14 protein-coding genes and 1 tRNA gene are annotated in these 20,048 nt (G+C 65.8%); 13 read left to right on the top strand and 2 right to left on the bottom strand.

What is annotated here, in order from left to right:
* Positions 1-103: 103 nt before the first annotated feature.
* On the bottom strand, positions 104-1,402 hold the full coding sequence (locus IFT60_RS21465) for an acetyl-CoA hydrolase/transferase family protein (protein ID WP_192055501.1): 1,299 nt from the start codon (positions 1,400-1,402) through the stop codon (positions 104-106).
* Between the two features lie 175 nt (positions 1,403-1,577).
* Here IFT60_RS21465 and IFT60_RS21460 point away from each other — a divergent pair, with 175 nt between their 5' ends.
* The 5 genes from IFT60_RS21460 to IFT60_RS21440 all read left to right on the top strand — a co-directional run bounded on the left by IFT60_RS21460 (position 1,578) and on the right by IFT60_RS21440 (position 10,336).
* A complete protein-coding gene (locus IFT60_RS21460; RefSeq protein ID WP_192055499.1) occupies positions 1,578-2,198 on the top strand; it encodes a hypothetical protein in 621 nt (206 codons plus the stop codon).
* Between the two features lie 353 nt (positions 2,199-2,551).
* The gene (locus tag IFT60_RS21455) at positions 2,552-3,310 is read left to right on the top strand and encodes a 3-hydroxyacyl-CoA dehydrogenase (protein WP_192055497.1); all 759 of its coding nucleotides are present in this window, start codon (positions 2,552-2,554) and stop codon (positions 3,308-3,310) included.
* Positions 3,311-3,404: 94 nt separating this feature from the next.
* Positions 3,405-5,186 carry a gamma-glutamyltransferase gene (ggt, locus tag IFT60_RS21450; RefSeq protein ID WP_192055495.1) on the top strand — a complete coding sequence of 594 codons (1,782 nt, stop codon included), beginning with the start codon at positions 3,405-3,407 and terminating at the stop codon, positions 5,184-5,186.
* 59 nt (positions 5,187-5,245) lie between these two features.
* Positions 5,246-9,574, top strand: a complete 4,329-nt coding sequence (locus IFT60_RS21445; RefSeq protein WP_374001089.1) for a hybrid sensor histidine kinase/response regulator — start codon at positions 5,246-5,248, stop codon at positions 9,572-9,574.
* A 54-nt stretch (positions 9,575-9,628) separates the two neighbouring features.
* On the top strand, positions 9,629-10,336 hold the full coding sequence (locus IFT60_RS21440) for a response regulator (RefSeq protein ID WP_229511065.1): 708 nt from the start codon (positions 9,629-9,631) through the stop codon (positions 10,334-10,336).
* An 8-nt stretch (positions 10,337-10,344) separates the two neighbouring features.
* On the opposite strand, the gene IFT60_RS21435 is transcribed toward IFT60_RS21440, so the two are convergent.
* Positions 10,345-10,983, bottom strand: a complete 639-nt coding sequence (locus IFT60_RS21435; RefSeq protein ID WP_192055493.1) for a DedA family protein — start codon at positions 10,981-10,983, stop codon at positions 10,345-10,347.
* Between the two features lie 225 nt (positions 10,984-11,208).
* On the opposite strand from IFT60_RS21435, the gene IFT60_RS21430 reads away from it, so the two are divergent.
* From IFT60_RS21430 to IFT60_RS21395, 8 genes are all read left to right on the top strand, one after another.
* Positions 11,209-11,706 (top strand): Tse2 family ADP-ribosyltransferase toxin, encoded by a 498-nt coding sequence (locus tag IFT60_RS21430; RefSeq protein WP_192088000.1) that lies wholly within the window; start codon positions 11,209-11,211, stop codon positions 11,704-11,706.
* 10 nt (positions 11,707-11,716) lie between these two features.
* Positions 11,717-11,986 carry a hypothetical protein gene (locus IFT60_RS21425; protein WP_192055489.1) on the top strand — a complete coding sequence of 90 codons (270 nt, stop codon included), beginning with the start codon at positions 11,717-11,719 and terminating at the stop codon, positions 11,984-11,986.
* 300 nt (positions 11,987-12,286) lie between these two features.
* A tRNA-Arg gene (locus IFT60_RS21420) sits at positions 12,287-12,361 on the top strand.
* A 438-nt stretch (positions 12,362-12,799) separates the two neighbouring features.
* Positions 12,800-14,710 carry an ATP-binding cassette domain-containing protein gene (locus IFT60_RS21415; protein WP_192055487.1) on the top strand — a complete coding sequence of 637 codons (1,911 nt, stop codon included), beginning with the start codon at positions 12,800-12,802 and terminating at the stop codon, positions 14,708-14,710.
* A gap of 297 nt (positions 14,711-15,007) precedes the next feature.
* A complete protein-coding gene (epsL, locus tag IFT60_RS21410; protein ID WP_192055485.1) occupies positions 15,008-16,216 on the top strand; it encodes an XrtB/PEP-CTERM-associated polysaccharide biosynthesis outer membrane protein EpsL in 1,209 nt (402 codons plus the stop codon).
* Positions 16,217-16,230: 14 nt separating this feature from the next.
* On the top strand, positions 16,231-17,613 hold the full coding sequence (locus tag IFT60_RS21405; RefSeq protein WP_192055482.1) for an undecaprenyl-phosphate glucose phosphotransferase: 1,383 nt from the start codon (positions 16,231-16,233) through the stop codon (positions 17,611-17,613).
* Between the two features lie 260 nt (positions 17,614-17,873).
* Positions 17,874-18,848 carry a GDP-L-fucose synthase gene (gene fcl / locus IFT60_RS21400; RefSeq protein WP_192055480.1) on the top strand — a complete coding sequence of 325 codons (975 nt, stop codon included), beginning with the start codon at positions 17,874-17,876 and terminating at the stop codon, positions 18,846-18,848.
* 67 nt (positions 18,849-18,915) lie between these two features.
* Entirely contained in the window at positions 18,916-20,028 is a 1,113-nt protein-coding gene (locus IFT60_RS21395; protein ID WP_192055478.1) for an EpsD family peptidyl-prolyl cis-trans isomerase, read from the top strand.
* Positions 20,029-20,048 lie beyond the last annotated feature (20 nt).

Genomic DNA, 20,048 nt, shown 5'->3' with positions numbered 1-20,048 from the left:
CAAGCCTGCTGAGGAGGTCATCATGGCACGCAACACTCGCGCTTGCCGCGCGTTTCCGACCATTACTGATCGCCCGGTTGGCGCAGGCATTCAGCACAGACGTTCAGAACACGCACATCCGGTTCGCCTCGGCCCGCAATTCGGCGCGGAAATCCGGGTGCGCGATGGCAATCAGTTCCTGCGCCCGCTGTTTTGCCGATTTGCCGCGCAGCTGGGCTACGCCGTATTCGGTGACAACGTAATTGACGTCGTTCTTGCTGGTGGTGGCGTGGGTGCCGGGCGTGAGCGTCGGCACGATGCGCGAAATCGTGCCGTCCTTGGCGGTGGAGGGCAGCACGATGAAGGACTTGCCGCCGCGCGAGCGGTTGGCGGCGCGCACGAAGTCAACCTGGCCGCCGGTGCCGGAATAGGGCAGGTGGGCAATGCTCTCGCTGCCGCACTGGCCGAGCAGGTCGACCTGCAGGCTGGCATTGATCGAGACGAGCTTGTCGTTCTGGCCGGCGATGTACGGGTCGTTGGTAAAATTCGACGGGTGCATTTCCAGCATCGGATTGTGGTGCATGAAGTCGTACAGGCGGCGCGAGCCGAGCGCGAAGGTCGCCACCATCTTCCCCGGCAGCAGCGTTTTGCGGCGGTTGGTCACGGCCCCGCATTCGACCAGCGTCAGGATGCCGTCGCCGATCATTTCGGTGTGCACGCCGAGGTCGTGCTTATGAGTCAGCTGCATCACCACCGCATCCGGGATGCCGCCATAGCCGATCTGCAGGGTCGAGCCGTCTTCGATCATGTCGGCCACGTACTTGCCGATCGCTTCCTGCACCGGACCGATGGCTGGCAGGCCGACTTCGAGGATCGGCTCGCTGCTTTCGACCAGGCCCGTTACCTGCGAAATATGGACGTGGCAGTTGCCATGGGCGAAAGGCACGTTCGGATTGACCTCCAGCACCACGACGCGCGCCCTGGCGAGCGCCGCCATGGTGTAGTCGGCGCCCAGGCTGAGGGCAAAATAGCCTTGCGCGTTCATGCTCGAGGCCATCGCGAAGACGACGTCGGCCGGCATCAGGCCGCGCTCGATCAGGGTGGGAATTTCGGAAAAATAGTTCGGGATGAAATCGCACCAGCCGCCCTGGCCGCTGGCGCGCGAGGCGCCGCCGAAGAAGAGGGCGGCGTGGCGCACGTGCTGCGCCGTGTCCTGGTCAAAGTAGCCGTATTTGCGCATCGCCAGGATCTGCGCCACGCGCACGTTGCGCCAGCGCGTGCGTTCGTTCGACAGTGCGGTGAGCAGGGTCGGCGGTTCGCCGACGCCGGTCGGCACGATGATCATGTCGTCGTCGCGCAGGTGCACCAGCGCATCGAGGGCGCTGCCGCGCCTGGCTTCGTAGAGTTCCTGGACCGTCTGCATTGCCGTCTCCAATTGTTGTCGGCGCCTCGGCGGGCGCTTCGAAAACCAGCGTAACCCGGAAAACTGACGCAAACATGACACGGCACCGGTGGCGGCCAGCGCACGAAGGCGCGCGCCATGCACGGCCACGGCGGCAGATAATGGTTCCATGAATCAGCCGCCAATGGAGGCGAACATGAAGCACGCGAAACATTCGAAGCCGCTACGCGCCGTCCAGATCGCACTGGCCCTGCTGGTGGCACTGGCGGCCAGCACCGCGGCAAGGCAGGCAGAGGCGCAGGCGCAAACACCGGCCCCGGCTCCCCGGACCACCCCTGTTCCCGCTCCAACCGGTCCCAGCTATGGCCCGGTGCTGCATCCGCAGCCGCTGAAATCCGAACCGGGCGCCCAGCCGGAACAGACCCCGCAGGCGCAGGAAGAAAAAGCCGGCGCCGCGCCAACCGGCCGCGCGCTCGAGGTCGATCCCTCGGCCCGTCCGGCGCCGCAGCCGACAGACCCGGCCAAGGCCGGCAAAGCGAAGGAGCAGAAGCGAGGCGCCAACCGCAGCGCACGCCGCTCGGCGCCGCAACGCGTCGACGTCGTGCCGGCAGTCGTGCCGGGCGCGCCACCGCTGGCCGCACGGCCGCCGGCCCAGCCGACCGCGATCGTGCCTGGTCCGGCGCAGATCAACAGCTGCCTGGGGGGCACCTGTACCGATACTAATGGCACGACCTATAACACCGGGGGCGGCAATGCGGCCGTCAATAGCCAGGGACGGCTCTGTACGCGTAGTGGCAATACGATGCAATGCTTTTGAACCGGATGCCAGTCAGATAAAACGAATTTTCCAAGAAAGATGCCCAGACCGGTAGGGTGGGCGGCTATACCCAGGTGCATGCACGCTTGCTGCCTGAATGCCGCCCACGCGTTCAACCACATTCTGAAATGTCGCGACGAATCTTTGGCTGGCTGAACGCGTGGGCGGCGCAAACGCTGCTGGTTCGCAAGCCGAAGGGGTCTAGCCGCCCACCCTACCTGTCTGTGCATCGTTCTGCCGGCCCCAACGCTTTTACGACAACCATGGTTTTTCCCTCCAAAAATTCGCTACAATCTGCAGGTTGACGTTAACGTAAACGTCAAAACGACCGGACAAAGCGAAAAGGGAAAACCATGCAAATTCAGAACAATGTGTTCATCATCACCGGCGGCGCGTCGGGCTTGGGAGCGGCTACAGCGCGCATGATGACGGAAGCGGGCGGCAAGGTCGTCATCGCCGACGTGCAGGTCGAGGCCGGCACCGCGCTGGCAAACGAGCTGAACGGCCAGTTCGTCAAGTGCGACGTGACCTCCGAAGCCGACGGCCAGGCGGTCGTGGCCGCGGCCGTGGCCATGGGCACGCTGCGCGGCCTGGTCAATTGCGCCGGCGTGGCGCCGGCCGTCAAAACCGTCGGCAAGGATGGCCCGCACCCGTTGGACGTGTTCCAGCGCGCCGTGAACATCAACCTGGTCGGCACCTTCAACATGTCGCGCCTGGCGGCCGAAGCGATGGGCAACACCGAAGGCGCCGAATACGGCGAGCGCGGCATCATCATCAATACCGCCTCGGTGGCCGCCTTCGATGGCCAGATCGGGCAGGCGGCTTACGGTTCCTCGAAAGCGGCCGTGGCCGGCATGACGCTGCCGATGGCGCGCGACCTGGCGCGCAGCGGCATCCGCGTGATGACGATCGCCCCGGGCATCTTCGAGACCCCAATGCTGATGGGCATGCCGCAGGAAGTGCGCGATTCGCTCGGCAAGATGGTCCCGTTCCCACCGCGCCTCGGCATGCCGAAGGAATACGCGCACCTGGCCAAGGCGATCATCGAAAACGTGATGCTGAATGGCGAAACGATCCGTCTGGACGGCGCCATCCGCATGCAACCAAAGTAATTGGTGGAATGAGCCGTTCGACAATTTGATGTAGGATGCCAACGGTATCGGGCGTGCGGACACCTCGCACGCCCGTTTTGCTTTTGGAGATTCGATGACCAAGTTGAACACCCTCGCCGGCGCGGCGCTACTGCTGGCGCTCGCCACCCCATCTGCTGTCGTACTGGCCCAGGACACTGCCCAGCGCGCCCCCGAAATCGCCACCGGCTACACCGAAAAAGCCGGCTGGGCCGCACGCAAGTACATGGTGGCCGCCGCCAATCCGCTGGCGGTCGAGGCCGGCTACGAGATCCTCAAACAGGGCGGCACGGCGATCGATGCCGCCATCGCCGCCCAACTGGTACTGACCCTGGTCGAGCCGCAAAGTTCGGGCATTGGCGGCGGCGCCTTCCTGGTGCATTACGACGGCAAGAAGGTGCAAGCCTTCGACGGCCGCGAGACGGCGCCGAAAGCGGCGGACGAACACCTGTTCCAGAACCCGGACGGCACGCCGGTGTCGCGCACGACCGGTGTGGTCGGCGGCCGTTCGGTCGGCGCCCCGGGCGTGCTGCGCATGCTCGAGCTGGCCCACAAGCAGCACGGCAAGCTGCCGTGGAAAACCCTGTTCGCGCCGGCCATCCGCCTGTCCGAACGCGGCTTCGCGGTCAGCCCGCGCCTGAACGGCTTGCTGACCTGGGATGCGCACATCCGCAAGGACCCGGCGGCGCTGGCCTATTTCTACGATGCCAAAGGCCAGCCGTGGCCGGTCGGGCACGTGCTGAAAAACCCGGCGCTGGCGAAAACCCTGCGCGAGATCGCCGCGGGCGGCGCCGACGCGTTCTACAAAGGCCACATCGCGCGCGACATCGCCGCCAAGGTCAAGGCGCACCCGACCAATCCCGGGCTCCTGACGGCGAAAGACATCGCCGACTACCGTCCCAAGGTGCGCGAGCCGGTCTGCAGCGACTACCGCGTCTACACCGTGTGCGGCATGCCGCCGCCATCCTCGGGCGGCATTGCCGTGGCCCAGATGCTGGGCATGTTCGAAACGCGCGACATGGCCAAACTGGCCCCGGCGAACGGCGTGCCGGGACCGGATGCCGTGCACCTGTTCTCGGAAGTCGGACGCCTGGCCTATGCCGACCGCAACCGCTATGCCGCCGACACCGATTTCGTCCCGCTGCCGGGGCGCGGCCTGCCGGCCCTGATCGACAAGGCCTATCTGGCCAAGCGCGCGGCCCTGGTCGGCGAACGTTCGATGGGCGAAGCGCCGGCCGGCAATCCGCTCGGGTTAGAGGTGGCCTGGGGCCGCGACAACGCCATCGAAACGCCCTCGACCTCGCACCTGGTGGTGGTCGACAGCCACGGCGCCGGCCTGTCCATGACCACGACGGTCGAAGACGCATTCGGCTCGCGCCAGATGGTCGACGGCTTCATCCTGAACAACCAGCTGACCGACTTTTCCTTCGATTCGAAGGATGCCAACGGTCCGATCGCGAACCGGGTCGAGCCGGGCAAGCGTCCACGCAGCGCCATGTCGCCCACCGTCGTGTTCGACAAGAAGACCGGGCAACTGGTGCTGGCGGTCGGCTCGCCCGGCGGACCGGCGATCATCAACTACGTGGCCAAGGTGCTGGTCGGGACGCTCGACTGGGGCCTGAACGTGCAGCAGGCGATCGCCTTGCCGAACTTTGGCAGCCGTAACGGCCCGACCGAACTGGAAGCGGGGCGCTTCCCGCAGTCGACCGTCGATGCGCTGAAAGCGCGCGGCCACGCGGTGCGCCAGAGCGAACAGAATTCCGGCTTGCACGGCATCATGCGCCTGCCGATCCACGGCGAGCCGTACTGGTTCGGTGGTGCGGATCCGCGACGCGAAGGGGTGGCGAAAGGCGATTAAGGCTGGCCAGAAGGACAATAATTGCCTTAAGGCTTTGTTTTGTTTGATAAGCTTACGGGGTGGAATTTCAACCGACACCCCTTTCCTTCGCCGCCCGCTTCCTGAAGACGCTGTTGCCGGCGCTACTGCTGCTGGCCGTCTGCTGCGGCGCGCCGGCTTCGGCCGCGCCGGCGCCGACCCTGCGTTTCGAGCACCTCAGTGTCGAAGATGGCCTGGCCCAGGAATCGGTGCTGGCGATGGCCCAGGACCGCGACGGCTTCATGTGGTTCGGCACCCAATACGGCCTGTCGCGCTTCGACGGCTACCGCTTCGTGAATTTCCGTAACGCCGTCGGCGACCCCGCCACGCTCGGCAACAACTGGGTGCGCGTGCTGCACGTGGACAAGAAGGGGCGCCTGTGGATCGGCACCGATGGCGGCCTCGACCTGTACGACGCCACCGCCCAGGCGTTTCGCCATTACCTGCCGGACGAACCGGCCCGGCGCGGCAACGGCAACCGCCACGTGCGCGCGATCGCCGAGGACGGCAAGGATGGCCTATGGCTGGCCACCGCCGACGGCCTGCAGCATTTCGACATCGCCAGCGGGCGCTTCACGACCTGGCACCACGTTCCGGGCGACCCGGACAGCCTGTCCAGCGACGACATCAACGCCCTGGCCCTCGACCGCCGTGGCCGCCTCTGGATCGGCACCGGCGCCGGCGTCGACAGTTTCGACCCGGCCAGGCAAGGCTTCGGACACCACACGCTGATCGCCCAGGGGAACCAGGCGGTGCAGGCGCTGCTGGTGGACGCCACCGACAACCTCTGGATCGGCCTCTTGAGCGGGCTCGAACGCAAGCCGCTGGCGGCGGGGGCGCCGTCCAAACGCTATGGCCCGGCCGACGGCATCCCGCAGGTCTGGATCGCGGCCCTGTACGACGACGGCAAGGGCGGGGTCTGGGTCGGCGGCCACGACGACGGCCTGTACCGCTGGGATGCGGCGCACGACCGCTTCGAGGCCAGGCGCCACGTCGTCACGGACAAGCACAGCCTGGGGGACGATCACATCTCCTCGCTATTGCGCGACCGCGTCGGCACCTTCTGGGTCGGCACCTGGTATGGCGGCGTCTCGCACGTCGACCTCGCCAGCGGCGGTTTCGCGCGCATCCTGCGCGAACACGACGGTGCGGGAATACCCGCGGACAACCGCGTGCGCGGCCTCGACAACGACGGCAGCGGCCGGCTCTGGCTGGCCAGCGCCAGCACCCTGCAACTGTTCGATCCGGCCAGGACCGGGCTTGACGCCTACCGCAGCTGGCGCCACGAACCCGCCAATCCGAACAGCCTGATCGACTCGTCGGTCAATGCCGTCGTGCGCGACCGCGACGGCATCGTCTGGATCGGCGGACGTACCGGCATTACCCGCTTCGACGTCGCCAGCGGACGTTTTACGCGGCGGGTGCTGGTGCCGGGCGACGTCAACGCCAACAACGTGCGCGCGCTGACGCTCGGGCGCGACGGCGCGGTCTGGGTCTCGACGCGCGGCGGGCTGCACCGGATGGAGCCGCGCACCGGTGCGCTCGAATCCTGGCGCCACGACCCGGCGCGCCAGGCCAGCCTCTCGGACAACAGCGTGCGCCCGGTGCTGGAAGACCGGCGCGGCCGGCTCTGGATCGGCACCTTCAACGGCCTCGACCTGCTCGACCGCGCCAACAAGCGCTTCCGCCACTTCCGCCACGATCCGTACAACGCCACCAGCATCAGCCACGACGAAGTCCACGCGCTGCTGGAAGACCGCCACGGCAACGTCTGGGTCGGCACCGCGGTCGGCCTGAACAAGATGGTGACCGCCGCCGACGGCTCGGTCAGCTTCGTGCGCTACACCACGCGCGACGGCCTGGTCGACGATCCGGTGGCGGCGATCCTGGAAGACCGCGACGGCATCATCTGGATCAGTACCAACAACGGCCTGTCGCGCTTCGACCCGGCTGCGAACAGCTGGCGCAGTTATACCGCGGCCGACGGCACCATCGACGGCGCCTATTTCGACAGCGCCGGCGTGCGCGCGCCTGACGGCACCTTATACTTCGGCGGCTTCAACGGCATTACCGCCTTCGACCCGAAGGGGCTGCGCCACAACGCCATCGCGCCGCGCGCGGTGATCACCGGCATCCAGGTCTTCAACCGGCCCATCCAGCAGGCCTACCCGGACCTGTTGAACGGACCCGTCGAGAGTGCGCGCGCGCTCACGCTGTCGTCCAGGCACTCGGTGTTCTCGCTCGAGTTCTCGGCTCTGCATTACGCCGCCCCGAAGCGCAACCGCTTCGCCTATAAACTCGAGGGCTTCGACCAGGGCTGGGTCAACGCCGACGCCGACAAACGCTTCGCAACCTACACCAACCTCGACCCGGGCCAGTACGTGTTCCGGGTGCGCGCCGCCAACAAGGACGGCGTCTGGAGCGAGACGCCGGCCGAGCTGGCGATCACGATCGAGCCGCCGGTGTGGGGCACCTGGTGGTTCCGCGGCGCTGCGGTGTTCCTCCTGCTCGGCGCCGGTTACGCCGGCTATGCGCTGCGCGTGCGCGGCCTGTCGCGCCAGAAGCTGCGCCTGGAGCGCCAGGTCGAGGCGCGCACCGAGGAGATCGCCCAGCAGAACCGCCTGCTCGAGCGCCAGACCGAGGAACTGCGCCAAAGCGAACGCGCGGTGCGCCGCAACACCGACGAACTGGCCGCGGCCAACCGCGCCCTGTACGACAACGAGCAGCGCCTGCAACTGGCCAAGCAGCGCGCCGAGGACGCGGCGCGCCAGAAATCCGAATTCCTGGCCAACATGAGCCACGAGATGCGCACGCCGCTGGCCGGCGTGATCGGCATGCTCGGCTTCGCCCTGCGCGACGGCGGCGTGCGCGAGAGCACGCGCGAGCAGATCGCGCGCGGCCAGGCGAATGCCCAGTCGCTGCTGGCCATCATCAACGACCTGCTCGATTTTTCCAAGATCGAGGCCGGCAAGCTCACCATCGAAAACATCGACTTCGCGCTCGATGCCGCGATCGGCAACGTGGCCGGTCTGTTCGGCGAACAGGCGGCCGCGCACAGCGTCGGCTTCGCGATCGACCTGGCCGACGACTTGCCGCGCTTCGTGGTGGGCGACCCGACGCGCCTGCGCCAGGTATTGATCAACCTGCTCGGGAATGCCTTTAAATTCACGCCGAGCGGGCAGGTCACGCTGCGCGTCGAGCGCCGGCTTGAAGACCAGACTGTGGAGGCGCAGCACATGATACGTTTTTCGGTGCAAGACACCGGAATCGGTATCATGTCCAGTGCCCTGCCGCGCCTGTTTAACAAGTTCGAACAGGCCGATACCACCACCACGCGCCGTTATGGCGGCACCGGCCTCGGCCTGGCGATCTGCCGCCAACTGGTGGAGCTGATGGGGGGCGCCATCGGCGTGACCAGCAAGGAGGGCGAGGGCAGTACCTTCAGCTTCGTGCTGCCGCTGCCCGACGGCGTCGAACCGCCGACGCGCACGCATGCGCCGCGCACGCCGCACACCCACCGCCTGCGCGTGCTGTGCGCCGAGGACTTCGCCACCAACCAGATCATCGCGCGCATGATGGTCGAGGAGATGGGCCACCAGATCGAGATCGTCGAGAACGGCGCGCTGGCGGTGGCGGCCTGCGCGCGCACCCGCTTCGACATCGTCCTGATGGATGGGCGCATGCCCGAGATCGACGGCGCCACCGCCACGCGCCTGATCCGCGCCGGCGGCACCCTCGACGCGCCGGTGCTCGACCAGCACGTGATGATCGTCGCGCTCACCGCCAACGCCAGCGACGAGGACCGCGACCGCTATCTCGCTTGCGGCATGGACGGCTTCCTGGCCAAGCCGATCGACGAAGCGGCGCTGCACCATCAACTCGGCCACGCCATCGAACGCCAGCTGCAGCGCGGCATCGCGTTGCCGCCGCTGCAGTCCTTGCCGGTCGCCGGACCGGCCCCAGTGTTCGCCTCTGTTCCTGCCTCTGTGCCCGCATCTGTCCCCGCCTTTGTGCCAACAACGGCCGAACTCGACGCCATGTTTGGCGTGGCGGATGTGGACACGGCGCCCGCGCCGGCGGCTACGGACCCGGGCGCGGTCCTGCAGGCGCGCATGCGCGCGGCGTTTGCCGCCGACCTGCCGCGGCGCCGCGCCGAACTGCGCGCGGCCCTGGACGGCGGCGACAGCGCTGCCTGCGCGCGCCTGCTGCACGGACTGCGCGGCAGCGCCGCCCACCTGGGCGCGTTCGAACTGGCCAACCTGTGCGCGGCCCTCGAAGCGGCGCTCGGCCACGGCCGGCTGGCCGAACTCGCCGCCGCACTGCCGCGGCTCGAAGCCACCCTCGGCACGTTTGAACGGCTTCCGGCCTGATCCGGGGAAGCGTCCTATAATATTCTTCAGAGCAACGACTTACCGAAGATGACGATGGCGGCGATGAAAGTGCTGGTGGTCGACGACGACGTGGTGTCGCGCATGATGCTGATGCATCTGGTCGACAATTGCGGCAACTACGAGATCCTAGAAGCCGAGGATGGCGCCGACGCCTGGCGCCAGCTGCAGGCGTGGCAGACGCTGGGACACCTGCCTGCAATCGTGTTTTGCGACCTGCGCATGCCCGGCCTGTCGGGCGTCGAGCTGCTGGCGCGGGTGCGCGCCGCGCCCGGCCTGGCCGTCCTGCCGTTCGTGCTGGTGTCGGCGGCCAACGACGCCGAGACCATCGGCGAAGCCGCGGCGCTGGGCGCCAATGCTTACGTCACGAAACCGTTCCGGATCGAGGGGGTGCGCCCGCACCTGATGGCGCTCGAGGACGACGACACGCCGGCGGCCAGCCTGCGCCGCCTCGGCATCGACGGCGCGCGCCTGGCGCTTTACCTGGGCGGGCTGGCGCGGCAACTGCAGGAGGCGGGCGCGGCCGTCGACGCCGCCCTGGCGGCAGGCGATGCGGTCGCGGCGCTGGACCGTCTGCGCCGGCTGCGCGAAGGCTGCGTCATGCTCGGCCTGCGCCGCGCGGCGACCGGGCTGGCGCGCGCCGAAGCGGCTCCCGAAGCCGTCACGGTGGCGCACGCCTTGCAAGCCGCGCGCGCGGCGGTCGCTTCCCAGGCGGTTGCCCTGGAGCGCGGCAGCGGCGCCTGACGTTCGCTTCAGTTCATCTCGGCTTCCTGCTTGCGGCTGCCGGCCTGGGCCGGCTTGCGCCAGGTGATCACGCGGTACAGGTACCAGGCCAGCATGGCGCCGAGAACGGCCTTCGACACCGGATCGACATAGGTCGCCACTTCCTTGTAATTATTTTCTAGCAGGAAACCGGCCGCCGTCAGCAAGCCGGTCCAGGCCAGCGAACCAATGCTCGAGTACAGCAAAAACTGCCCCAACGACATGTTACCCAAACCCGCCGGGACCGAAATCAGCGTACGCACGGCGGGGATCAGGCGCCCGAACAGCACCGCCTTGCGCCCATGCTTGCGGAACGATTCCAGCGCGGTGTCGATGTCGTCTGGCGTGACCGTCAGCCAGCGCGCGTGGCTGCCGCCGGCAATGCGCTTGAGGCGTTCGCAGCCGTACACCTTGGCCGCGTAATACCAGGGCAGGGCGCCCGCCACCGAACCGGCCGTGCCGGCCAGCAGCACGCCCACCAGGTTCAAGTCGCCGCGCGCGACCACGAAGCCGGCGAAAGGCATGATCATTTCGGATGGAATCGGCGGAAAGATGTTCTCCAGTGCCATCAGCGCGAACACGCCCAGGTAGCCGCTCTTTTCCAGGAACTCGGTAATGAACTCGAACATCGCATACTCCAGACAGGCTCGGGAATGGCGATGATAGCGTGGAAGAGAGAAGGGGCTCGCACGCCCCGAACGCGCGGACAATGTCGTTTTTTCATCAGCGCAGTGGTTGTGGCCGATTGGCCGGCGTATAGTAAATCGCGGTTTCACTGCCGTTCGAAGCGGTAACCTCGATGCATAGGTTTGCATCATTCCCGTCGCATGTGTTTCAGAATCTACCTGAGGACAATGATGGCTACATTGACACTTGATTTATTCCGATCATGCAAAAGCAATCGAAAAAAGCCTGCTGACATCAAAACGAACTACACGGGAGCAGGCAGTCTTTACCCGGACTATGCCGGTTTTTTCCGAAAAGACAGTAGTTTTCGGGCGCCCGACGTCACGACCTTTACCAAAGATGAAGAAACCTGGGTCAGGGGCGTCGACGATATCAACCCGGATAGCAGGCGCAGGTTCGTCAAGCCGAGCGAGGGTGTCTCGCTGACCAAGGAACACGGCAAGTTCGGATTTCGCGGGTGGTACTATTTTCTCTTGCCGGAGGGGACGAGCATCGATGCAGGGCTGGATGTCCAGCAAACCGGCAGCGACAAGTCGCATTATTCGATACGCTGCATTAACGCCATGACGCAAACAGCCTACGAGGGCGCGCTCGACAATATCGCACGTTCCGCGATTGCACGCGCGGTTGAGCTCAAGCGTGCATCCTTGTATTTCGAGGCGTGAGGAGAGAGCGATGCGCAACATCAGCGAACGAGAATTGTCGATCTTTATTTCTCTCTTGTCCGGCAAGATCATGTCAATCAAGCGCGAATTACGCGAAATGGAAGCGCTGGAAGACGGCGATCTGAGCGCCGAACAAATCGACGACCAGGTCGAGATGCAGGAAAGTATCGACCAATACGAAAACATGCTCGATGGCCTTCGGGAAGAATACGAGGCCGGCCTGGTCGATGGCATCAATCTGCCCAGTTATGAAGAATTAACCACGGCAAGAGCGCCGTGAAGCTGCGGCGATAGGGCCAGTTCGTCGCGGGCGCGATGCCTGCGACGATTTTCCTGGATTTTCCTGATTTGCATATGTTTTGCATACATAGCGCAGTTGACCAGGTATTGATTGCCCCAAGTTCGATCGACGTTGCAGGCAAAGCCAAGCCGTTGATACGGAAATGGTCTGGTCTCACATTCAGACACGGCCTCTGCCTTACTCCGTTTTCCGGGGAGCTGGATATGCAGCCCTCCGTGCAGCTTCCCGAGGTAGCTGCGTTCCCAGATAGTTGCCATCCCTGTATAATTCAGCTCGTGTGTCGCCATCGTACAATGGATAGTACAAGGTCCTCCTAAGACTTAGATGTGGGTTCGATTCCCGCTGGCGATACCACTGAACCCATCCTGCCTCAACATTCCGTGTAGGTCTTCCTTGCCCGCCTGTTTGCTCCCATGGAGATGAACGGCAGCCAGTTCGCACGCCTGGCCAGCGCCGCGCAAGCGCTATATCAACGCGGCGGTCAGTGTGCAAGGATTCGCAAGCAGCATCTTCGCAGCGCGCACTGCGCTGCTCGAGACGGCTCCGGCGGCAACGGGAGAGGCGGATGCCGCCGCTGGCGGCACCCTGCGGTTCGGCGAGCGGGCCCTGCATGGCAGGCCGGTATCGTGAACCGCGTGCAATTATAGCGGGCGAAACCAGCTAATTTGGAAGACTCCTGGAAGTGTCGCCGCCGCAATCGGTACAATGGCGGCTTCTTTCACCTTCTTCCGCCGTACCGCGCCCTCTCAACGATTTTCGTGAGACCACCGCGGGTGGCTCCCTCACAAGATTATGGCTGTCATTTCCCTCTCGTCCGCGCAACTCGCGTTCGGTCACGTCGCGCTGCTCGACCACGCGGACTTTTCCCTCGAAACCGGCGAACGCGTCGGCCTGATCGGGCGTAACGGCACCGGCAAGTCGTCGCTGCTGAAAACCATCGCCGGGCGCTTCAAGCTCGACGACGGCCTGCTCGTCATGCAGCAAGGTATCAAAATCGCCTATGTCGAACAGGAACCGACTTTCGACTCCGAGTCGACCGTGTTCGACGCCGTCGCTGCCGGCATGGGCGAACTGCAGGGCATGCTGGCCGAATACGAAGCACTGACCGGCCAGTTCGGCCAGGGCGACGACGATGCGCTGATGGAGCGCATGCACGTCATCCAGGTCAAGCTCGACGCCACCGATGGCTGGAACCTCAGCAACAAGGTCGATACCACGCTCGACCGCCTCGGGCTGAACGCCGATGCGAAGATGGGCACGCTGTCGGGCGGTATGCAAAAGCGCGTCGCGCTGGCGGTGGCGCTGGTGTCGGCGCCGGACGTGCTGCTGCTCGACGAACCGACCAACCACCTCGATTTCAAATCGATCATGTGGCTGGAAGGCTTGCTGCGCGACTTCCGCGGCTCGGTCCTGTTCATTACCCACGACCGCAGCTTCCTCGACAACGTCGCCACCCGCATCATCGAGCTCGACCGCGGCAAGCTGCTGTCCTTCCCCGGCAATTTCTCGACCTATCAGGAACGCAAGCGCGAACTGCTGGCCAACGAGGAAGTCGAGAACGCCAAGTTCGACAAGTTCCTGGCCCAGGAAGAAGTCTGGATCCGCAAAGGCGTGCAGGCGCGCCGCACGCGCGACGAAGGCCGCGTGCGCCGCCTGGAAGCGCTGCGCCTGCAACGCGTGGCACGCCGCGACACCCAAGGCCAGATCAAGCTCGACGTCGGCATGGGCGAGCGTTCGGGCAAGATCGTCGCCGAACTCGAGAACGTGTCGAAGTCGTACGGCGAAAAAGTCATCGTCTCCAACTTCAGCGGCACCATCCTGCGTGGCGACAAGGTCGGCCTGATCGGTCCGAACGGCGCCGGCAAGACCACGCTGCTGAAGATCATCCTCGGCGAAGAAACGGCCGACAGCGGCACCACGCGCCTGGGCACCAAGCTCAACGTGGCTTACTTCGACCAGATGCGCACCCAGCTCAACGAAGAAGCGAGCCTGGCCGACACCATCGCCCCAGGCAGCGACTGGGTTGAAGTCAACGGCCAGCGCAAGCACGTGATGACGTACCTGAACGACTTCCTGTTCGCGCCGGAACGCGCCCGTTCGCCGGTCAAGTCGCTCTCGGGCGGCGAGCGCAACCGCCTGCTGCTGGCGCGCCTGTTCGCCAAGCCGGCCAACTGCCTGGTGCTCGACGAGCCGACCAACGACCTCGACATCGATACCCTGGAACTGCTCGAAGAGCTGCTCGAAGAGTACACCGGCACCGTCTTCCTCGTCAGCCACGACCGCACCTTCCTCGACAACGTCGTGACCCAGGTGATCGTCGCCGAAGGCCAGGGCCAGTGGCGCGAATACGTGGGCGGCTACAGCGACTGGGAACGCGTCAAGGCGACCGCACCCCAGCCATCGGCCCCGGCCGCCAAGCAGGCGCCGGCCAAGGCCGTAGAAGCGCCCGCCGACGCTTCCGCCAAGAAGGTCAAGCTCAGCTACAAGGAACAGCGCGAACTGGACGAACTGCCGAAACTGATCGCCTCGCTCGAGGACGAACAGTCGGCCATCACCGCCCAGCTCAACGCGCCCGACTTCTACAAGACCAACCCGGCCGACGCGCGCCGCATCAACGCCCGCTACGCCGAGATCGACGACCTGCTGCTCGACGCCCTCGAGCGCTGGGAAAAGATCGAAGCGCGCTCGCGCGGCGAGGGCTGACGCTCATAGGTAGTACAGCCTCGGGCCTCGGCCCGGGGCGATGGTCGAGACAATTCATCGACGGCGGACGCGCCTTGCGTCCCGCCACCGGCTGCATGCCACGTTGCATCCGACCCCATCTTCGCGGCCGCCGTTCCAGGCCGCCATCACCCGACCAACATTAGCCGGCGCAACGATGCGCATATCTTCTTGCGTCAAACGCGCGGGCGGAACTCATGCGTGTGGGCGGCGGTCAGAAATGTGGTTGTCACGCGGTGCAGTCATCCCCGGTCCAGCAATGCCTTTCGAAAGAACGACATGTCGAGAATTTGCCTGCATCCGCTCGCTTTCCTGGCCGGCGTCCTGATTGCGAGTCTGGCTCCGGTTCCAGCTGCGGCCATTCCCGGCACCCCGCTCGACCTGTACGGGCGCATCGGCTGGGCGCACGACGACAACCTGCTGCGCATCCCCGACGGCGCACCGGCCTTCGACGGCCGACGTTCCGATTCCTGGACCACCTTCGAATTTGGCGCGGTGCTCGACAAGCCCATCCGGCGCCAGCGCCTGCTCGCCGTCGCCAAGCTGTCGAAAGTAAAATTCGACCATTTCCGCCAGCTCGACTACGACGGCCGCGACCTGCAGGCGACCTGGTACTGGGAGCTCGGCAACCGCTTCTCGGGCAAGCTCGGCGCTACCCATGCGCAGACGCCGGCGCCGTACACCGATTTTCCCAGCGACGAACGCAACCTGCGCAAGGGGCGGCGCAGCTTTTTCGAGGGCGTCTGGAAGCTCCATCCGCGCTGGGAGGCACGCACCGCACTGTCGCGCGACCGCTTCGACTACGAACTGGCCGCCCAATCCTTCAACGACCGCACCGAAGACGTCGTCGAGCTCGAAGGGCGCTACCTGGCACGCAGCGGCAGCACCGTCGGCCTGGTGCTGCGCCGCATCGACGGCAGCTATCCGAACCGGCGCCCGTTCGCGGGAGGGGTGCTCACCGACGATTTTCGGCAGGAAGAGATCAAGGCGCGGGTCGACTGGAAAGCCGGCGGCTCGACCACGCTGCAGGGACTGGCCGGCTATGCGCGCCGCAGCCAGCCCTCGTTCGGCGCCGGGCGCACGAGCGGCGCCAATGGCCGCGTTACGCTGCTGTACGACCCGGGCGGCAAACTTACCGGGCGCGCCTCGGTGTGGCGCGATTTCGCCCCGCTGGAAAGCCCGGTCGTCAGCTATACGCTGAACAAGGGCGTCAGCCTGGGCGCGACCTGGAACGCCACCGGCAAGATCCGGGTCGAGGCCGACGCCGTCCACGAACGGCGCGACTACAATCCGCGCGACGGTTTTACCGGCACCGGCAGTCTGGACGACACGCTGCGCTCGGCCAGCCTCAAGGCAAGCTGGGAAGTCCGGCGCAAGCTGACGCTGTCGGCGGCCTGGGTGCATCAGTCGCGCAGCGGCTCGCCCGTGCTCGGCATCGGCGACTTCAAGGCCAATACGCTCGCCATCAACGCCAGCGTCCAATTCTGAGCCGGTCACATGCGATGACGGTCAACGACATTCCGCTCATCTCGTTTTTCCAGCGCGTGCTCGACCCCCTGATCATCATGGGTTCGCTGTACGTGTCCTCGCTCGCCTGGCGCGAACCGTTCTCGGGCTATTCGCTGGTGCTGATGGTCCTGGCCTTTTTCATTTCGTCGGCGGTCTACCAGCACATCGATCCCTACCGCACCTGGCGCAGCGGGCGCATGCTGGCCTATGCGCGCGACATCGTGTTCGGCTGGTGCGTGACGATCGGCGTGCTGTACTTCCTCGGCTCGGCCAGCGGCCTCAAATATTATTACGACGAACGCGTGCTGCTGGCCTGGGCGATCGCCACCCCGGCGGCCTTGCTGGCCAGTCACCTGCTGGTGCGGCGGGCGGCGGGGCGGCCCGTGCGCGGCAGCGAGGTGCGCTCGGTCATCGTGGTCGGCGCCAACGAGGTCGGCGCCAAGTTCGCCGCCATCTGCGAGCACCATCCGAACCTGTTCATGCAGATGCACGGCTTCTTCGACGACCGCGCCAGGGTGCGCCATCCAGCGGGCCTGCGCCATCCGGTGCTGGGCGGGGTCGGCGACGTGATCGCGTACGTGCGCAGCAATAACATCAAGCTGATCTTCATCAGCCAGCCGATCTCGGCCCAGCCGCGCATCCGCCACCTCATCGACGAATTGCAGGACACCACGGCCTCGGTGTATTTCCTGCCCGACGTGTACGTGTTCGACCTGATGCAGGCGCGCTTCGACAACGTCGGCGGCATGCCCGTCATCGCCATCCGCGAGACACCCTTCATGGGCATGAACAGCATGATCAAGCGCGCCAGCGACATCGTGTTCGGCAGCATCATCCTGGTCCTGCTCGCGCCGCTGATGCTGTCGATCGCCGTGGCCGTGAAGTGCACCTCGCCGGGGCCTGTCATTTTCCGCCAGCGCCGCTACGGCCTGTACGGCGAAGAGATCATGGTCTGGAAATTCCGTTCGATGTGGACCCTCGACGACGGCAGCGAGGTCGTACAGGCGCGCCGCGACGACGCGCGGGTGACGCCGGTCGGTCGCTTCCTGCGCCGCAGCTCGCTCGACGAATTGCCGCAGTTCGTCAACGTCCTGCAGGGAAGCATGAGCATCGTCGGTCCGCGCCCCCATGCCGTCGCCCACAACGAGCAATACAGGAAACTGATCAAGGGCTACATGCTGCGCCACAAGGTCAAACCGGGCATCACCGGGTGGGCCCAGGTAAACGGTTTACGCGGCGAGACCGCCACCCTCGACCGGATGGAAGCGCGCATCCAGTACGACCTTGACTACCTGCGCAATTGGTCGGTGTGGCTGGACCTGTGGATCATTTTAAAGACAGTGCGCGTGATTTTGACGCGAGAGAACGCGTTTTGAAGCAAAGCGCTTAATCGTCGCTTAAACACGCTGCGCCAAGGGAAGCGCCGCTTCGCCCGTGCCCGAAGAGGGTCCAGGATGATCGTTCGAGCGCGGCGGCGCGTCCGACGTCACCGGAAAGCGTTTTTGGTTCCCTGAAAAACGGCGATGCCCGTCAAGAGACGTGCGGTACACGACAGGTAGGCTTGCACAGCAATGCACGCGATGATGCGCATTGCAACCGATATTGCAACCGATATTGCAACCGGATCGGAGGAAGCGTGAATCATCCAGAACCCCGCATCTATGTGGCCGGTCATCGCGGCCTGGTCGGCTCCGCCATCGTGCGCGCCCTGCGCGCCCGCGGCCACACGCATATCGTCACGCGGTCCCACGCCGAACTCGAACTGACCGACCAGCCGGCGGTGCGCGCCTTCTTTCGCGCCGAGCGCATCGACCAGGTCTACCTGGCCGCGGCCAGGGTAGGCGGCATCCATGCCAACAACACCTATCCGGCGCAATTCATCTACGACAATCTGATGGTGCAGGCAAATGTCGTGCATGAAGCCTGGCGCGCCGGCGTGGGGCGCCTGCTGTTCCTCGGCTCCTCGTGCATCTATCCGCGCCTGGCGCAGCAGCCGATCCGCGAGGACTACCTGATGGAGGGCGGACTCGAACCCACCAACGAGCCCTACGCCGTGGCCAAGATCGCGGGCATCAAGCTGTGCGAAAGCTACAACCGCCAGTACGGTACCGATTTCCGCAGCGTGATGCCGACCAACCTGTACGGCCCGGGGGACAACTACCACCCGCAGAACAGCCATGTGATCCCGGCCCTGGTGCGGCGCTTCCACGACGCCAAGGCGAACGGGGCGGCCGAAGTCGTCATCTGGGGCAGCGGCAAGCCGATGCGCGAATTCATGTACGTCGACGACATGGCCGCCGCCAGTGTCCACGTGATGAACCTGGCGCCCGAGACCTATGCGGCCAGTACCGACCCGATGCATTCGCACATCAACGTCGGCACCGGCGTCGATATCAGCATCCACGACCTGGCCTGCATGGTGGGCGAAGTCGTCGGCTTCGAGGGACGGATCGTGTTCGATGCCGGCAAGCCGGACGGGACGCCGCGCAAGCTGCTCGACGTATCGAAACTGCGCGCCCTCGGGTGGAGCGCCAGCACGCCGCTGCGCGACGGATTGCGCCATGCGTATGCGGCCTTTCTTGCGGCGCAGGTTGCCGATGTGGCCGCCTGACGGCGCGGCCGGCTGTCGTCATTACATTCAGCAGTGTTGCCGTGCTTTCCATCATTGTCGAGGACCTATGTTGACCATCGCGCGCAAGGCAGGATCGGGAAACAGGCCAGGCTGCCGCGCCGCCGCGATGGCCGCGCTGGTGCTGGTGCTGGCGGCATTGTCAGGATGCGGCGACAAGGCGCCGCCGGCCCGGCCCGGCCAGGCGCTGGCCAACGTGAATGGCGAGGAAATCACGGTCCTGCAACTGAACGAAGAGATACAGCGCGCCAACATACCGGCCGCGCGCCAGCAGCAAGCCAGCAAACAATTGCTGCAGGCGCTGATCGACCGCGAACTGCTGGAGCATGCCGCCATCGGCGAAAAACTCGACCGCGACCCGAAGGTCATGGGGGCGATCGAGCGCGCGCGTTCGCTGATCGTGGCCCAGGCCTATATGCAAAAGCGGCTCGCCAAGGTGGCGCCGCCGACGCCGGGCGAGGTGGAAGCCTATTACAAGGCGCATCCCGACTACTTCGACAAGCGCAAGCAGTTCCGCATGGAGCAGCTCACGCTCGCCGCGCGCGACTTGACCCCGGAAGTGCGCGCGGCGGCCGATGGCGCCCGCTCGCTCGAGGAAGTGGCGGTCTGGCTCGATGCCCATGGTATCCAGTACGGGCGTTCCCAGGCGACGCGCAGCACCGCCGACCTCAACGCAGGGCTGGCAAAGAAATTGCTGGAGATGCCGAAAGGGCAGTTGTTCAGCGTGCGCGAAGGCGAGCGCGCCATGCTGCTGGCGCTGGCCGAGGTGCGCGATGCGCCGGTGCCGCTGACGGTTGCCGCACCGCAGATCGCGCAATTTCTCGTCACCCGCAAGCACAAGGAGCTGGCGGCGGCCGAGGTCGAACGCCTGCGCCAGGGGGCGAAGATCGAATACCTGAACAAGGAGCTGGCGCTCGATGCCAACAGCACGCCGGCGGCGCGGCCGGAGAGCAGGACAGGGACCACGGCTGCGGGCGGCGCAGCGCTGCCTGGCGGCCAGCCGCCGCCCGCCGCATCAAGCTCGGCGGCAGCGTCAGCGGCGGCGCCGGCGGCAAGGCCGGCGGCAGCACCGTCTGCAGAGGGCGCCGCACCCGCGGCGGCCAAGCCTGCGCCCGTGCCCGACAACGCAGCCCTCGACCGCGGCGTCGCCGGCCTGAAGTAACGCGGACCATGGACCCACCG

Origin of the sequence: Massilia sp. CFBP 13721 (assembly GCF_014842025.1) — a bacterium.
Lineage (GTDB): Bacteria > Pseudomonadota > Gammaproteobacteria > Burkholderiales > Burkholderiaceae_D > Telluria.
The sequence above is the reverse complement of the archived record's forward strand: the minus strand, read 5'-3'. Positions and strand labels throughout refer to the sequence as shown.

Excerpts from the sequence above, each read along its gene's own strand:
- IFT60_RS21425 (WP_192055489.1), top strand. The coding sequence starts at position 11,717 with ATGCGCAACATCAGCGAACGAGAATTGTCGATCTTTATTTCTCTCTTG.
- IFT60_RS21465 (WP_192055501.1), bottom strand. The coding sequence starts at position 1,402 with ATGCAGACGGTCCAGGAACTCTACGAAGCCAGGCGCGGCAGCGCCCTC.
- epsL (WP_192055485.1), top strand. The coding sequence starts at position 15,008 with ATGTCGAGAATTTGCCTGCATCCGCTCGCTTTCCTGGCCGGCGTCCTG.
- IFT60_RS21455 (WP_192055497.1), top strand. The coding sequence starts at position 2,552 with ATGCAAATTCAGAACAATGTGTTCATCATCACCGGCGGCGCGTCGGGC.
- IFT60_RS21435 (WP_192055493.1), bottom strand. The coding sequence starts at position 10,983 with ATGTTCGAGTTCATTACCGAGTTCCTGGAAAAGAGCGGCTACCTGGGC.
- IFT60_RS21395 (WP_192055478.1), top strand. The coding sequence starts at position 18,916 with ATGTTGACCATCGCGCGCAAGGCAGGATCGGGAAACAGGCCAGGCTGC.
- IFT60_RS21460 (WP_192055499.1), top strand. The coding sequence starts at position 1,578 with ATGAAGCACGCGAAACATTCGAAGCCGCTACGCGCCGTCCAGATCGCA.
- IFT60_RS21440 (WP_229511065.1), top strand. The coding sequence starts at position 9,629 with ATGGCGGCGATGAAAGTGCTGGTGGTCGACGACGACGTGGTGTCGCGC.
- IFT60_RS21405 (WP_192055482.1), top strand. The coding sequence starts at position 16,231 with ATGACGGTCAACGACATTCCGCTCATCTCGTTTTTCCAGCGCGTGCTC.
- IFT60_RS21415 (WP_192055487.1), top strand. The coding sequence starts at position 12,800 with ATGGCTGTCATTTCCCTCTCGTCCGCGCAACTCGCGTTCGGTCACGTC.
- IFT60_RS21430 (WP_192088000.1), top strand. The coding sequence starts at position 11,209 with ATGATGGCTACATTGACACTTGATTTATTCCGATCATGCAAAAGCAAT.
- ggt (WP_192055495.1), top strand. The coding sequence starts at position 3,405 with ATGACCAAGTTGAACACCCTCGCCGGCGCGGCGCTACTGCTGGCGCTC.